Genomic DNA, 14,210 nt, shown 5'->3' on the forward strand with positions numbered 1-14,210 from the left:
TTTTAAAAGCCGAACGATGATGAATAAAAGCGAGGTTACCCGAAAATATGCGAAAATTTTTAAAATGGCTAGGTATTTCTGTGACTGCTGCAGTCCTTTTAGTGGGCGGATATTATGCTTATTCTATATATCATTTTACGAATCAAATTTCGGTTGCTTCCGGTCAGGACTCGAAATTTAAACCGCAAACCCAAACATCAACCAATGTACAACCTGTAGAGGTATCACTCCCACCGGAATGGGATGGAACAGAGAGAGTGAATATTCTGCTGCTTGGCGGCGATTCTCGTGGAGAAGATTCAGGGCGCTCTGACTCGGTTATGGTTGCTTCTGTTGATCCGGTTACGAAAAAGGCTACCCTGATGTCGATTCTTCGTGATACGTACGTCAAGATCCCGGGTCATGGGCAAAGTCGATTGAATGCAGCCTTTTCCTACGGTGGGCCTGATTTGACCAGACAGACTGTGAGCGACCTTCTGGGGATCCCAATTCAATATTATGTATATACTGATTTTAATGGTTTCATTGCGTTGGTTGATTCTGTAGGTGGTATTGACCTGGATGTCGAAAAAGATATGCATTATACGTCCAAGGCAGACAAACACCAGTTTGATATTGACTTGAAAAAGGGAATGCAGCACATGGACGGCAAAACAGCCTTGCAATATGTACGTTTCCGTCATGATGCGACTTCCGATTTTACACGTACGGAGCGACAGCGCAAATTCATTACCGAACTGGGCAGTAAAATACAATCGACCTCGTCGCTCATTAAACTGCCAAGTATTTTAAATAGCATATCTCCTTATATTGAAACGAATCTGAGTACAACGGAAATGCTGCAGTTGGCTTCATTGGGTTTTAATATCGATGCTAAAACAGTAGCGAAGCAGCAAATCCCGCCAAACGAACTGGTGCGCGGGGAAACCATCAAGGGTGCGCAGGTGTTGGGTGTTGACGAGCGGAAGCTCAAGCGATTCATACAGAATCTTTTTGAACAAGAAAACAAACCGGTGACTACGACGGTGGAGGCTGCCACCACGACAAATGATACTCCATAACCCTTCAAAGCAAGCGAAGTTCGTACAATAACGTACAACTTTGTTTGCTTTTGTGTTTATTTGGGTATAACCTTGTATATTTTGTTGCAAAAATATATCGTAATTATGAAGAACGTATACTCATCTGTCTAAAGAGAAGGGGAATGTCATGTGGAAATAACTCCGGCATGGAAAGACCGGTTTAAGAAGTTTTTCCTGAACAACAAGTTTGTGTTATTCCTGTTGGTATTGCTGCTGATCGGTTTGAATATCTTAGTGCTTACCAAAATTTCATACATATTTACGCCTGTCATCGTGTTGCTGAAAACGATCATTCTCCCGGTCATTTTGTCCGGTGTATTGTACTATCTGCTCAATCCGTTGGTAGATGTACTGGAGCGAAATAAGGTAAAACGGGTATACTCCATTGTTGTCCTGTTTTTGCTCATTATAGGGATTATCGCTATTGTGATTACATCGGTGGTACCTGTGATCCGTGATCAGATACAGGGCCTTATCCAAAATGTTCCTGCCTATACCGAGCAAGTCAAACAACAGTTTGAGCGACTGATTGGCAGTAACTTTGTCAACCAGTTCCAGAACACCATTCAAATAGATCCATCTGAACTAGCCTCCAAAGCTTCTGAAAAGTTATCTGGCTTTATCAATAATGCATGGACGGGTGTGGGAAGCTTTTTGGGTGTGATTACGGAAACTGTGCTTGCGATCGCTACGGTTCCGTTCATTCTGTTCTATTTGCTGAAAGATGGACACAAGCTGCCGCAGTGGATTCTAAAAATGCTTCCACCTATGTTTCGTAAAGAGACAGATCGTATCATGACCGAAATGAATCATCAGGTCAGCTCGTATATTCGTGGACAGATTATTGTCAGCTTCTGTATTGGAGTGCTGCTGTATATTGGTTATCTGATTATTGGATTGGACTACTCTTTGACACTTGCGGTCATTGCGTCCTTTACGAGCGTGGTTCCCTACTTAGGTCCTGTAATTGCCATTACACCCGCGTTAATCGTAGCTATAGTTACCTCACCGATCATGCTGCTCAAAATGGTTATCGTATGGACAGTCGTACAGCTTATTGAGGGTAAATTTATTTCACCACAAATTATGGGTAAATCTCTTCGAGTACATCCGATCACGATCATCTTTGTTATTTTGACAGCTGGCAATTTGTTTGGTGTGGTAGGAATTGTACTGGCGGTTCCAGGTTATGCCGTCTTGAAAGTAATCGTGACCCATCTGTTTAGTTTTTTTCAAAAGCGTTCACATCTTTATGAAGCAGATAAAGTAAAGTAAAAAGCAAGTCTCTATAAAAAGTAAACATGGCTAAATATGTGCGGTAAATCTGCTATTTTGCCCCTCTTGGTTAACTGTGGCTTTACGTGCTATAATTAATGCCTATTCGTATTCCAAAATAGAAAGGTCAGACTTTTTATGATAAAACTCAGCATTCTTGACCAATCTCCGGTATCGAAAGGCATGACGCATGCACAGGCATTACAAAAGACTGCTGAGCTTGCTATAGAGGCGGAACGTCTGGGTTATCATCGCTTCTGGGTATCCGAGCATCATGCAGCCTCTAACCTTGCAGGCTCCAGCCCGGAGGTATTGATTTCACACCTGGCTGCCCGTACCTCTACCATTCGAGTGGGGTCGGGTGGTGTGATGCTGCCTCATTACAGCGCTTATAAAGTAGCGGAAAACTTCCGGGTACTGGAGGGATTGTATCCAGGACGCATTGATCTGGGTCTGGGGCGAGCACCTGGAGGAATGCCGATTGCTACCAGAGCTTTGCAGGAGGGGAAAATGCGGGGCGGTGTTGATCTGTACCCCGAGCAGCTGGATGATCTGCTAGCCTATTTGCACGATAGCACAGGCAACCAGCATCGCTTCGGTTCGCTACAGGCGATGCCGCTCGTAGAGACCGTGCCGGAAATGTGGCTGCTTGGCTCCAGCGGCGATAGCGCAGGTCTGGCCGCCGAGCGTGGCGTAGGCTTTGCGTTCGCGCAGTTTATTAATGGTGAAGGCGGCACAGGTGCTATGAAGGGATATCAGGAAAGCTTCCAGCCTTCCCAGCATAGTGAGCAACCGCGTTCGCTTGTTGCCGTATTTGCGATCTGCGCGGATACCGAAGAGGAGGCCAATCGTTTGGCATCCAGCATGGACTTGTCCCTGGTGCTTTTAGAACAGGGCACGCGTTCCGCAGGGACACCTTCTGTCGAAAAGGCGCTTGCGTATCCGTATACGCCATATGATCGGATGCGCATTCGTGAGAATCGCAAGCGTATGGTGGTCGGTTCACCCGAACAGGTGAAGCGTCAGCTTGAGCAATTATGCAAGGACTATAATGCACAGGAGATTATGGTTGCGAGCATCATTCACGACTTTGATGCCAAAATGAAATCAATACGCCTCATGGCTGAAGCATTTGGACTGTCCTCTGTACAGGCTTAATGCGAATGGCCAGAATTAAAAGATCACAGCTTCAGGGCTGTGATCTTTTTTTGATTTTTTGATGAAATATTGAACGTTTCGCATTGTAAATTAGAAGGAATATGCCAGTTAACACTTGATAATGATTATCAATATCTTTATTATATAAAGATAGAATGAAGTTTTGATGAATGTCGTGCGTTAAGCCCGTGACTATATATATTGGATTAGGGAAAGGGATGATTCCAAATGTTTCGTCTGAAAACGGCAAATCTGGATATTGCTTATGAAGATCGATTGATAGTAGAGGATCTGAACGTAGAAATACCGCAAGGGAAAATCACAGCATTGGTGGGTGCAAATGGCTCCGGTAAGTCGACCATTCTGAAAACGATGGCTCGCATCATGAATCCTAAAGGCGGTAGCGTTCTGTTGGATGGTAAATCCATTCATAAGCAATCCACCCGGGAGGTAGCGAAGCAGTTGGCTATTTTGCCGCAGAATCCGACTGCGCCGGAAGGGTTGACCGTGACGGAACTGGTATCTTACGGACGTTTCCCCTATCAAAAAGGTTTTGGTTCCATGAAAGCGGAAGATCGCAGAATGGTAGAGTGGGCAATACAAGTAACGGGAATGAGCGAATTTCACGATCGTCCGATTGATCAGCTTTCTGGTGGTCAGCGTCAGCGTGCCTGGATTGCTATGGCGCTTGCGCAAGATACGGATATATTGTTTTTGGATGAGCCGACTACATTTTTAGATATGGCGCATCAACTGGAAGTGCTGCATCTGTTAGAGTATCTGAATACTTCGGCAGAACGCACCATTGTTATGGTCGTGCATGACTTGAACCATGCAGCCCGGTATGCTCAGCATATGATTGCGATCAAAAAAGGGAAAGCGAAGGCGGTAGGAGCCCCGACTGAGGTTATGACCCCCGATGTGCTGCGTGAGGTGTTCGGGATCGAGGCGGATATTGTTACTGATCCTCGTACAGGGGTACCACTCTGTCTTCCGTATGCTTTGGCTGGTCAGCCTGCGGTAAACCAAGTAGTAAAGGGAATGAATGTAGAAGAGAAGCAAACGGTGGGTTCTGTTGCCGAGCGGCGTGATGCTAGACCACAAGTAGCAGCAAGAGGTTAGAGCGTCATCAAGTGGCAGCATCAGCGGTAAAGGGTCTGTGGATATTGGCATGTCCGTCACGTTTTGGGTAAAATAGGTTAAGAACCTAACCAAGCGACATGAAGGAGGATGCTGTATGTCTGTCTATTCATATAATGCCGTAACACCAGCCAATCAGGAGGTTTCTCTGGAAACTTACACAGGTAAAGTGCTGGTTATTGCGAATACCGCCAGTAAGTGCGGACTTACCCCGCAATATGGGGATTTGCAGAAGCTTTATGACGAATATAAGGATCGAGGACTCGTTGTTTTAGGCTTCCCTTGCAACCAATTTGGCGGTCAGGAGCCGGGCAGCAGCGAGGAAGCGGCTGAATTTTGCCAATTGAATTACGGGGTTAATTTCCCGGTATTCGCCAAAGTGGATGTGAACGGACCGGATACAGCAGCTCTGTTTGAATATTTGAAGAAGCAGCAGCCTGGAGAACAGGAAGATGGTACAATTCAGTGGAATTTTACAAAATTCATTGTGAATCGTGAAGGTGTGCCTGTAGGGCGTTTTGAGCCTAAGGAGCCACCGGAAGCGATGAAAGCTGCCATTGAGCAGTTGTTATAATAGCTTCGTGTAATTCCAAAGTATATGTATAAACAAGGTCTGATTTCTGCCTGTCTCAGGGGAAACAGACCTTTTTTTATTCTCTAAATGAGCATTTACCTAAGAATTGACGCATCGTGTGGAAAGTCTGTTCCAAGGGCATAATCAGGGGGCAGACAGGGAAAACTGAATGGAGAAAAAAATATTTCAGCAAACGGCTGATCTCAGACATCCTTACCTTTTTAAATGTGGACAAACTGTGAATATCATAAAAAGCTATTGTAATGTGAAAAATATCACACTATAATAAGCGCATGAAGTGAAATAAATCACAAGAAGTAACGAGTTGCCTAAGTGAAAGTATTCACAATTATTATACATTTTATGCCCACACACCAAGGAGGAATTCAACATGAAAGTAGCAGTTATCGGATGTACACACGCAGGTACAGCAGCCATAGTCAACACAGCTAAATGTTATCCAGATGCCGAAATTACGGTTTATGAGCGTAATGACAATATTTCATTTTTATCTTGTGGTATTGCACTGTACGTAGGTGGTGTCGTCAAAGATCCGCACGGATTGTTTTATTCGTCCCCAGATCAACTGGCTGATATGGGTGTAGTGACCAAGATGCTTCATGAGGTAACGAGTGTGGATACAGCCGGCAAAACGCTGCATGCACGTAATCTCCAAACAGGTGAGGAATTTACGGACACATTTGATAAATTGATTGTGACTACTGGATCGTGGCCAATTATTCCGAAGCTGGAAGGCATTGAACTTGATCATATTTTGCTCTGCAAGAACTATAATCATTCGAATGAAATCATTGAGAAAGCCCAGCACGTACAGAACATTACAGTCGTCGGAGCTGGATACATTGGTGTTGAACTGGTAGAAGCTTTTCAAATGAACGGTAAGAACGTAACGCTGATCGACAGTGCTGATCGTATATTGAATAAGTATTTAGACCATGAGTATACAGACCGGATTGAGAATTCCCTGAGAGAACATGGCATTAAGCTGGTACTTGGCGAGACAGTAAGTCGTTTTGAGGGGACTAACGGTAAAGTAAGTAAGGTCGTGACCTCCAAAGGAGAGTATGAAACAGAGCTTGTTATACTCTGTATCGGTTTCCGACCTCAAACGGATCTGCTCAAAGGTCAGGTAGATATGTTGCCTAACGGTGCGATCATTGTGGACAATTATATGCAAAGTAGCTGCCCGGATGTGTTTGCAGCAGGCGACAGTTGTGCAATTCGTTATAATCCGACTGGCAAAACAGCTTATATCCCATTGGCGACGAATGCGGTTCGAATGGGGACGCTGGTGGCACGCAATCTGGTACAGCCGACCATTGCCTACATGGGAACACAAGGAACCTCGGGTATCAAAATTTACGAAGATAATATTGCGGGAACAGGAATGACAGAAGCCGCAGCAACCGACGAGGGGATGACTGTAGAAGCTGTAACCATTGAGGACAGCTACCGTCCTGAGTTTATGCCAACCTCTGAAAAGGTATTGCTGAAGGTTGTATATGAGCAGGAGACACGGAGAATTGTTGGGGCACAAATTATGTCGAAGGTCGATTTGACGCAATCCATTAACACGCTGTCTGTAGCCATTCAAAATCATATGACCATTGACCAGTTGGCTTTTGTCGATTTCTTCTTCCAGCCGCACTATAACAAGCCTTGGAATTTCCTGAACGCGGCAGGTTTGCAAGCATTGCCTACAATATCCGAACGGAACCCAGTTACTGTATAATTCGATTTGTCTGTGACATTGTTCATAAGTTTGTCAACAATCTGAAGCGTACGGATGAATCCTTATAGTACAATATAGAGAGCATAAGGATTAGGGGGAGACTTTATAATGGATTTGTTTTATATCCTTTTTCTTGTAGTTGTTGCAGCCGTCGGTCTGGGCGGAGTTCTTTGGTTCTTGAGAGCTGTTGAAAAGGAAGAATACAATTAAATGTAAAGCGCGTAGTAGCGCAGTAGATGTAATAAAATAGAAAAACAGTCCTTTATCCAAGGGCTGTTTTTTTTATACTTTAGAAAGTGATTTTTTTCACAAACAAAATCACTGATTTTAAATAAAATATAAAAGAAGAATATTTTGTTTAAAAGATATTAAAGGAGCGGGGGCAGATGGCAAGCTATAAACCGGGGCAAATTGCCGAAAAGACGGTGGAAACAGGAGTGGCCAAGGCGAACAACCCGTGGAATGTGGCGGTAGTATTGGGATTTTTGGCAGGTGCATTTATTGCACTAGGGTTTTTGCTGGATATACGCGTTATTGCAAGTGCACCTAAAGAATGGGGAAGCATTGCTACCTTTATTGGAGCTGCGGTGTTCCCTGTAGGTCTGGTGTTAGTTTTGATCGCTGGTGGGGAATTGCTGACCGGCAATATGATGGCAGTGCCTTTGGCGAGATGGGCAGGACGAATTAAGACAGGAGCCATGCTTCGTAATTTGGCGATTATTACGCTCAGTAATTTTGCAGGTGCATTATTTGTTGCATTTTTCTTCGGGCATGTTCTGGGCTTGACCGAAACGGGTCCTTACCTGGATAAAGTGGTGGATATGGCAGGGCATAAGCTGCATGAAAGCTTTTTGCAGTCTTTTATATCAGGTATAGGATGTAACTGGCTCGTAGCACTGGCTGTATGGATGGCTTATAGCACAGACTCCATCGGCGGCAAAATTATGGGAATTTGGTTCCCGACCATGGCCTTTGTTGCTATTGGATTTCAGCACGTTGTAGCCAATATGTTTCTCATTCCGGCGGCTATTTTTGCAGGTCATTTTTCATGGGCAGAGTATGCTATGAATTTCATTCCGGTCTGGTTGGGGAATTTGGTAGGAGGCAGTCTGTTTGTGGCTGGAGCCTACTGGCTGGCCTATCTGAAAAAAACTCAAACCAACACACATTCCGTGAATGAATCTCAAATTACTCCTTCCGTTGCATCCAATCCGTTGAGTGATCATGCATAATCACATTACTTTATGAAGCAATGAACAAAGCAAATCCGCCATGACAGGCCCGGGGGAACGAAACCTGTCATGGCGGATTTTTTTGGGAGTGGTCCATGATTTGGCATGGAGGATGAGTGTGCTCTCGTCCATAATGCCTTGATCTCTTTTACCCTGGGTATGTAATGATGAAACAGGATGATAAAAAAATAATTATGATTTTTAAAATCCGTTTTGCTCTAAACAGCAGGCGGATTTTTATATATTTTGGAGAGATGCTGTGTGGTAAAATCCTTCTCTTGCCATAGGCCAAAGCTGTAGATATGATAAGAACAGTGTAATTTTTGGAAACGGTAACGGAAAGGAGCATTAACACCATGGATCATCGCAATAGCGCGCCTCTTGAGGCCACACTTCAACACAACTTACACAGAGGACAGCGGATGACGGAGCAGCAGAACGGTATTTTTCCGGCCGTATGCCCGTTGGATTGCCCGGATACGTGTGGGCTCCTGCTTCACAAGGAAAATGGAAAGATAGTCAAGGTGACTGGTAATCCGGATCATCCCATTACCAAAGGGGCTATATGCAACAAAGTCCGGAATATGACCGAGCGAGTATATGATCCGGATCGGGTGCTTTATCCGTTGAAGCGTGTAGGCGCCAAAGGGGAAGGGAAGTTTGAACGAATTAGCTGGGAGGAGGCGGTCGATACCATTACAGGTCGGTTCAAGGAGCTGATACGTACGGATGGACCGGAATCCATTCTCCCCTACAGCTTCTATGGCAATATGGGTGTATTGAGTGTGGATGGAATGGATCGTCGCTTTTTCAATGCGCTGGGTTCAAGCCAACTGGATCAGACGATTTGCAGTGTGGCTGGGAATGAAGGCTGGGCATCCGTTATGGGATTTAAGGGCGGCACAAGCCCGGAGGACACAGAGGATGCAGAGCTCATTATTGTATGGGGCGGAAACGTCATCAGCACCAACATGCATCAGGTCGTATTGGCTGAGAAAGCACGTAAAAAAGGTGCTAAGGTGGTCGTTATTGATGTCCATCGCAACCGGACGGCACAATGGGCGGATTGGTTCATTCCCTTATATCCGGGAACGGATACGGCGCTTGCGCTGGGGGTTATGCATGTGCTGTTTGATCAGGGGCTGACAGACGACGAATTTTTACGTCGCTATACCGTAGGTCACGAGGAACTGAGCGAGCATGTTAAGACCTATACACCAGAGCGGGTTTCGCAGATTACCGGCGTGCCGAAAGAGGATATTATCCGTTTGGCGGAAATGTACGGGAAGGCGCGAGCGGCCTATATTAATATCGGAAATGGGCTTCAGCATCATGATAATGGCGGTATGAACGTACGTGCAGTTACATGCTTGCCTGCACTCACTGGACAATGGTTGAAACACGGCGGGGGAGCGTCGCGCTCCAATGGTGCTTATGCCAAGATTAACAGCGCCCATCTGGAGCGTCCTGATCTGCGACAGAACCCGGATGCCCGGGTGATCAACATGAACCGGATTGGAGAGGCGCTGCTACAGAAGGAACAACCGATTAAGGCGTTATTTGTATATTGTAGTAACCCGGTAGTTGTAGCACCTGATTCGGAACGGGTGACGGAGGGATTTGAACGAGAGGATCTGTTTACGGTTGTTCATGACCTGTTCCTTACCGATACGGCCTGCTATGCAGATATTGTGCTGCCTGCTGCGTCTTCTTTTGAAGGAACAGACTTATACAAATCGTACTGGCACCACTATATCCAGATGCAGAAGCCTGTCATTGATCCGCTTGGGGAAAGCAAAAGCAATTATGAGCTATTTAGCCTGCTTGGACAGGCAATGGGCTTTGATGAAGCTGCCTTTACAGAAAGTGAAGAGGATATGATCGCAGGCGCGCTTGATAATCCAACGAACCCTTATCTCAAGGGTGTAACCTTGGATGCCTTAAAAAAGTCGCCTTTTGTAAAGCTTGATATGACGCCAAAGGCTACTTATTTGGAGCGTCTAACTACGCCTTCAGGCAAGATTGAGTTGTATTCGGAAAAAATGAAACAAGCAGGTCTGCCCGCATTGCCCTCCTATGTACCACTGATCGAAGGGTATGACGGAGAGCATCGGCCGCAAGCGGATGACCGTTTTCCATTGATGTTTGTTTCACCGCCAAACCATAATTTTTTGAATTCTACATTTGCTAATTTGCCCAAGCATCAGCGATTGGAGAGGGAGCCTTTGTTGCAAATTCACCCGGAGGATGCTCAGGCAAGAGACATCGCAGATGGTGATCCGGTTACCGTCTGGAATGACAGGGGAATGTATGAATTGAAAGCCAAGGTCACCGATCTGATGCTGCCCGGCACGGTGATTAGCCAAGGATTATGGTGGAAAGGCAAAGGACGCAGACAGCGTGCCAATGCGTTAACCTCTGACCGGCTGTCGGATATGGGGCAAGGGGCTACTTTTTTCTCAACGGTGGTGAATGTGAAGCGCCAATGAGAATATGCCTTTAATGGCGTCAGGTGCAAAAGGAGAAGCAAAATATATGAAATGGTTGGAGTCTTATCCGAAAGAAGTAAAAGTATTTCTCATTGCTAGCCTGATTAATTCCGCTGGAAGTTCCCTCATGTGGCCGCTCGTTAGCATGTATGTATTCGACGAACTAAACCGTAGTATGGGAGATGCGGGGATTGCGATTTTAGTGCAGTCTTTAGGCGGAATATTTGGTCAAGTGCTGGGCGGAGCCCTTTATCATCGTATTGGAGCCAAGAAACTGATTGTCGGCTCACTGGCCATGAATGCGTTGGGACTTCTCTCGCTTCCATTTACCAGTGGTCATTGGGTAGCTTTTGTCATCATGATGGGCTTTATCGGCTTTTTTAATGTGGTATCTGTGCCTGCGATTCAGGCCTTTGTAGGTTTTCGTTTTGCTGACCGACGTGGAGAGCTGTTTAATATCATTTATGTCGCGAACAATATTGGGGTGGCACTCGGAACGGGACTGAGCGGCGTTCTGGCCGACCTTTCCTATCAGCTCAGCTTTGTCATGAACGGGGTAACTTCTGCGGTATTTGCCGGATTCTTCTGGTCGTATCTAAGCAGGGTAGATCGGGAAGAGGGGGAAGTTCAGCTCAGCAAGTCTGTGATGAAAAGAGAAGAAATACCAGCTCGATTGCTGTTTCGTGATACCAGGCTGTATCTCTTTGTGGGGTTAGGCTCACTTTTTTTGTGGTTCGGTAATTCGATCTGGAATACGGGAGTCTCTCCCTATATTATTGAACAGGGCTTGCCTAAAACGATGTATGGGCTACTATGGACGTTGAATGGTATTCTTATTTTTGCCGCACAACCTATTATTTTCTGGATCAAACGGCTGTACGCTCATCACGCTTCGGCACAAATGACATGGGCTGGAGGATTTTATTTGGCAGCTTATATTGTCATCCTGGGCACACAGAACTATACTGGGATGATATTCGCTATGGTACTGGCGACTCTAGGAGAAATGCTGATCGCACCTGCGGTTCCAGCATTTCTGTCTGATCATGGAGGTCGGGGTGCACCTTTTTACATTGGACTTGTAGGGGGCATTGGCGCAGCCGGGCGGGTGATGGGTCCTTATATTATGGGGAAGTTATATGATGGCGGTGGGTTACCGCCCACACTTTGGCTGGCATTAGGCGTAGCCGTATTATCCATTTTGTTTTTCATTCTGCATAGCTGGTTGAACCGTTTTCGGCATGATTTGGATAATTTGGATACTACTCCTTCTTAGGTGGATGTTCCCAGTCCTTAAGTCCCAATAAAAGTTCAGTAATGAGCTTTTATTATGGTACAATAGGTGACAGCTGGTTGCAGTTATTGCTTCAGGAAAGCCTTCACAGGAAGGATTGAAAGGAATTGTTTACAAGTCAACCCTTGACGATACGTCATTCGGAGATGAAGGATGCTCCTGATCTGATTGCGCTGGATGAACTGGTATGGAATGAACGCACGGCTCCTGCTTCGCTGTCATGGAAGTCGCGCGGAGAGTTTCTGCGTAACACGCCTCCAGGCTCTCAACTGGTCGCCATCGAACAGGAAGTGCTCTGCGGGTATATTGGATTTCGTCCTCCAACGCTGTTGGCTAGTAATTGTCATGTACTCGAAATAAATATAGCTGTACGTCCAGACTATCATCGCAAAGGTATTGGGACGGCGCTCATGAACTCCATGAAGGAGATTGCAGCTGCGGAGGGCATACGCAAGTTAAGTTTGCGTGTACTCTCCTGTAACACGGAAGCCCTTATGTTTTATGAAAAGTGCGGTTTTGCAATTGAAGGGCGCCTGCATGACGAGTTTTATATAGCAGGCCAATTCGTGGATGATGTTCTAATGGCCTATTTCTTAAAATAGACCGGAGGCTACAGACAGGCAGCAACATTCGGTTGTGATGTCCAGCTCATAACCAACAACGCCGCAGACCTGATCAGGCCTGCGGCGTTGTTGTGCAGTACTATGTTATCGAAGTTGCTTCCATTCATTCTGGAGCATACCATATACTGCGTGGTTCATATAGCCATCTGGCAGCAACTCTGCTTCGCGTACAATGCCTTCGAGCACAAAGCCCAGGCGTTCTGGAATACCGCGGCTGCGGCGGTTCGTCGTTGCACAACGGATTTCGACCCGATGCAAGTCCAACTCCATCAACGCATATTCGACGAATACGCGGCAGGCACTGGTCATGAGACCCTGCCCTTCGTAACCGTGCCCAAGCCAGTATCCGATGCTAACCGACCGGTGGGCCCAATTGATCTCATGGTAGCTGATGATGCCAGCGAGCTCGTTGTCTATCCAAATTCCAGCGGTCAGGCTACCGTTCTCTGCGGCTTGTTTCAAGGCGCCTTGCACGAACTGCTCTGTATGGCTGATTTCCGTGGTGGAGTCTACCCATGGAAGCCATTGACGCAGGCGGTCACGGGACATTTCGATCAGCTCAAACAGAGGCTGCACATGCTCCTTGGTGAGCGGCCGAAGGACTGTGCGTTCGTCCAACGCATATGTAAACATGATTAATCCCCTCTTTCACTCGGAAAATCGCTAAACCAGCCAGTCTAGCATTTAATCCCATGCTACCTTATTCTGCGAGAGTCGTCAAAAGGGAGAGGAATCTTCAAATTTTATAGGTCCCACCCGGAACCGCCCCTGCTCATATACATATTTCAGATCCAAATCCCCTACAAATTCGCTTGGCGATACGCTACCAGATACAGTGGCATGCAGTGGGAACTGTTCGGCGTCATACATTACAACAGAGCTAAAATCGAGATGCTTTGTAAATTGGGCTGGATCATCATAAAATACGGACGCTTTGGGGTCCATCGTGTGTGTAGTACCGTCAATCATAACAGCGATATGCACCTGGCGGTTGTGGTCACGTAGCTCCACGGAGCTATGTACTCGCTGAGATACAGCATTTGCTGCTGATTCAACTGCATATTCCTCCATTGTTTGTACGTTAACAATATGCAACTCCTGCAATTCCACACCTGTTCCCGAGGCACGTGTGAGAATTACAACGGCTTCACGGATCCCATCTTCGTTTACATCTCTGTAAAATAACTGTGGTGCGGTGGAAATATCCGCCGAGCCCGACCACTGGAATGTGCGGCGCTGCTGGCCGATTTCCAGTACGGCTGAATGAAAGAGTCCCTGGGAAGAGCTCACGGCGTATAGGCGGACAGTTGAGTCTTCTGGTGCGCTAGCCAGCGCATGAGATAATGCAGTTTCGGTCACCATGCTTGAAGAAGGATGATCGGAAGTCATAACGGAAGAGGACAGCAGCATAGACAGCAGGATGACGATCAACAGCTTAAACACGGGTGGGTCTCCTTTTCCGGTAAAATAAAAGATATATACACTATAACGAATTTATTTGCCGAAATTGTTAACTCTTTTTCATAACTTGCATCTTTTTTTGCTGAAGAGAGCATCCCGATTTTCATTTTATTGAGTTATGCGGTGTGA

Annotated in this window: 12 protein-coding genes; 10 read left to right on the plus strand and 2 right to left on the minus strand. The window is 46.1% G+C overall.

All coding sequences use genetic code 11. The features are described 5' to 3' along the window. Positions 1–47: 47 nt before the first annotated feature. The 10 genes from ACXHJ2_RS26110 to ACXHJ2_RS26155 all read left to right on the plus strand — a co-directional run bounded on the left by ACXHJ2_RS26110 (position 48) and on the right by ACXHJ2_RS26155 (position 12,599). Complete coding sequence (locus ACXHJ2_RS26110) at positions 48–1,061, plus strand: LCP family protein (RefSeq protein ID WP_025677555.1); 1,014 nt, start codon at positions 48–50, stop codon at positions 1,059–1,061. 150 nt (positions 1,062–1,211) lie between these two features. Continuing rightward, the gene (locus tag ACXHJ2_RS26115; protein ID WP_013373486.1) at positions 1,212–2,357 is read left to right on the plus strand and encodes an AI-2E family transporter; all 1,146 of its coding nucleotides are present in this window, start codon (positions 1,212–1,214) and stop codon (positions 2,355–2,357) included. 138 nt (positions 2,358–2,495) lie between these two features. Further along, complete coding sequence (locus ACXHJ2_RS26120; RefSeq protein ID WP_165079773.1) at positions 2,496–3,515, plus strand: LLM class flavin-dependent oxidoreductase; 1,020 nt, start codon at positions 2,496–2,498, stop codon at positions 3,513–3,515. A 228-nt stretch (positions 3,516–3,743) separates the two neighbouring features. Further along, the gene (locus ACXHJ2_RS26125) at positions 3,744–4,637 is read left to right on the plus strand and encodes an ABC transporter ATP-binding protein (protein WP_165079772.1); all 894 of its coding nucleotides are present in this window, start codon (positions 3,744–3,746) and stop codon (positions 4,635–4,637) included. A gap of 115 nt (positions 4,638–4,752) precedes the next feature. Continuing rightward, entirely contained in the window at positions 4,753–5,229 is a 477-nt protein-coding gene (locus ACXHJ2_RS26130; protein WP_165079771.1) for a glutathione peroxidase, read from the plus strand. Positions 5,230–5,620: 391 nt separating this feature from the next. Further along, positions 5,621–6,982, plus strand: a complete 1,362-nt coding sequence (locus ACXHJ2_RS26135; RefSeq protein ID WP_016822845.1) for an FAD-dependent oxidoreductase — start codon at positions 5,621–5,623, stop codon at positions 6,980–6,982. Between the two features lie 386 nt (positions 6,983–7,368). Further along, complete coding sequence (locus tag ACXHJ2_RS26140) at positions 7,369–8,214, plus strand: formate/nitrite transporter family protein (RefSeq protein ID WP_165079770.1); 846 nt, start codon at positions 7,369–7,371, stop codon at positions 8,212–8,214. Between the two features lie 356 nt (positions 8,215–8,570). Then, positions 8,571–10,703 (plus strand): molybdopterin-containing oxidoreductase family protein, encoded by a 2,133-nt coding sequence (locus ACXHJ2_RS26145; protein WP_165079769.1) that lies wholly within the window; start codon positions 8,571–8,573, stop codon positions 10,701–10,703. A gap of 46 nt (positions 10,704–10,749) precedes the next feature. Beyond that, positions 10,750–11,979, plus strand: a complete 1,230-nt coding sequence (locus ACXHJ2_RS26150) for an MFS transporter (RefSeq protein ID WP_040102685.1) — start codon at positions 10,750–10,752, stop codon at positions 11,977–11,979. Between the two features lie 125 nt (positions 11,980–12,104). Next, positions 12,105–12,599, plus strand: a complete 495-nt coding sequence (locus ACXHJ2_RS26155) for a GNAT family N-acetyltransferase (protein WP_025677558.1) — start codon at positions 12,105–12,107, stop codon at positions 12,597–12,599. Between the two features lie 105 nt (positions 12,600–12,704). Here the strand turns inward: ACXHJ2_RS26155 and ACXHJ2_RS26160 are convergent, their stop codons facing one another. Together ACXHJ2_RS26160 and ACXHJ2_RS26165 are read right to left on the minus strand one after the other, a co-directional pair. Then, a complete protein-coding gene (locus tag ACXHJ2_RS26160; protein WP_013373475.1) occupies positions 12,705–13,253 on the minus strand; it encodes a GNAT family N-acetyltransferase in 549 nt (182 codons plus the stop codon). Positions 13,254–13,337: 84 nt separating this feature from the next. Then, positions 13,338–14,063, minus strand: a complete 726-nt coding sequence (locus ACXHJ2_RS26165) for a copper amine oxidase (protein WP_165079768.1) — start codon at positions 14,061–14,063, stop codon at positions 13,338–13,340. Positions 14,064–14,210: the final 147 nt, after the last annotated feature.

This window comes from Paenibacillus sp. ALE3 (assembly GCF_054113405.1).

Coding starts and splice junctions, on each gene's coding strand:
- ACXHJ2_RS26110 (WP_025677555.1), top strand. CDS start 48: ATGCGAAAATTTTTAAAATGGCTAGGTATTTCTGTGACTGCTGCAGTC.
- ACXHJ2_RS26120 (WP_165079773.1), top strand. CDS start 2,496: ATGATAAAACTCAGCATTCTTGACCAATCTCCGGTATCGAAAGGCATG.
- ACXHJ2_RS26125 (WP_165079772.1), top strand. CDS start 3,744: ATGTTTCGTCTGAAAACGGCAAATCTGGATATTGCTTATGAAGATCGA.
- ACXHJ2_RS26130 (WP_165079771.1), top strand. CDS start 4,753: ATGTCTGTCTATTCATATAATGCCGTAACACCAGCCAATCAGGAGGTT.
- ACXHJ2_RS26135 (WP_016822845.1), top strand. CDS start 5,621: ATGAAAGTAGCAGTTATCGGATGTACACACGCAGGTACAGCAGCCATA.
- ACXHJ2_RS26140 (WP_165079770.1), top strand. CDS start 7,369: ATGGCAAGCTATAAACCGGGGCAAATTGCCGAAAAGACGGTGGAAACA.
- ACXHJ2_RS26145 (WP_165079769.1), top strand. CDS start 8,571: ATGGATCATCGCAATAGCGCGCCTCTTGAGGCCACACTTCAACACAAC.
- ACXHJ2_RS26150 (WP_040102685.1), top strand. CDS start 10,750: ATGAAATGGTTGGAGTCTTATCCGAAAGAAGTAAAAGTATTTCTCATT.
- ACXHJ2_RS26160 (WP_013373475.1), bottom strand. CDS start 13,253: ATGTTTACATATGCGTTGGACGAACGCACAGTCCTTCGGCCGCTCACC.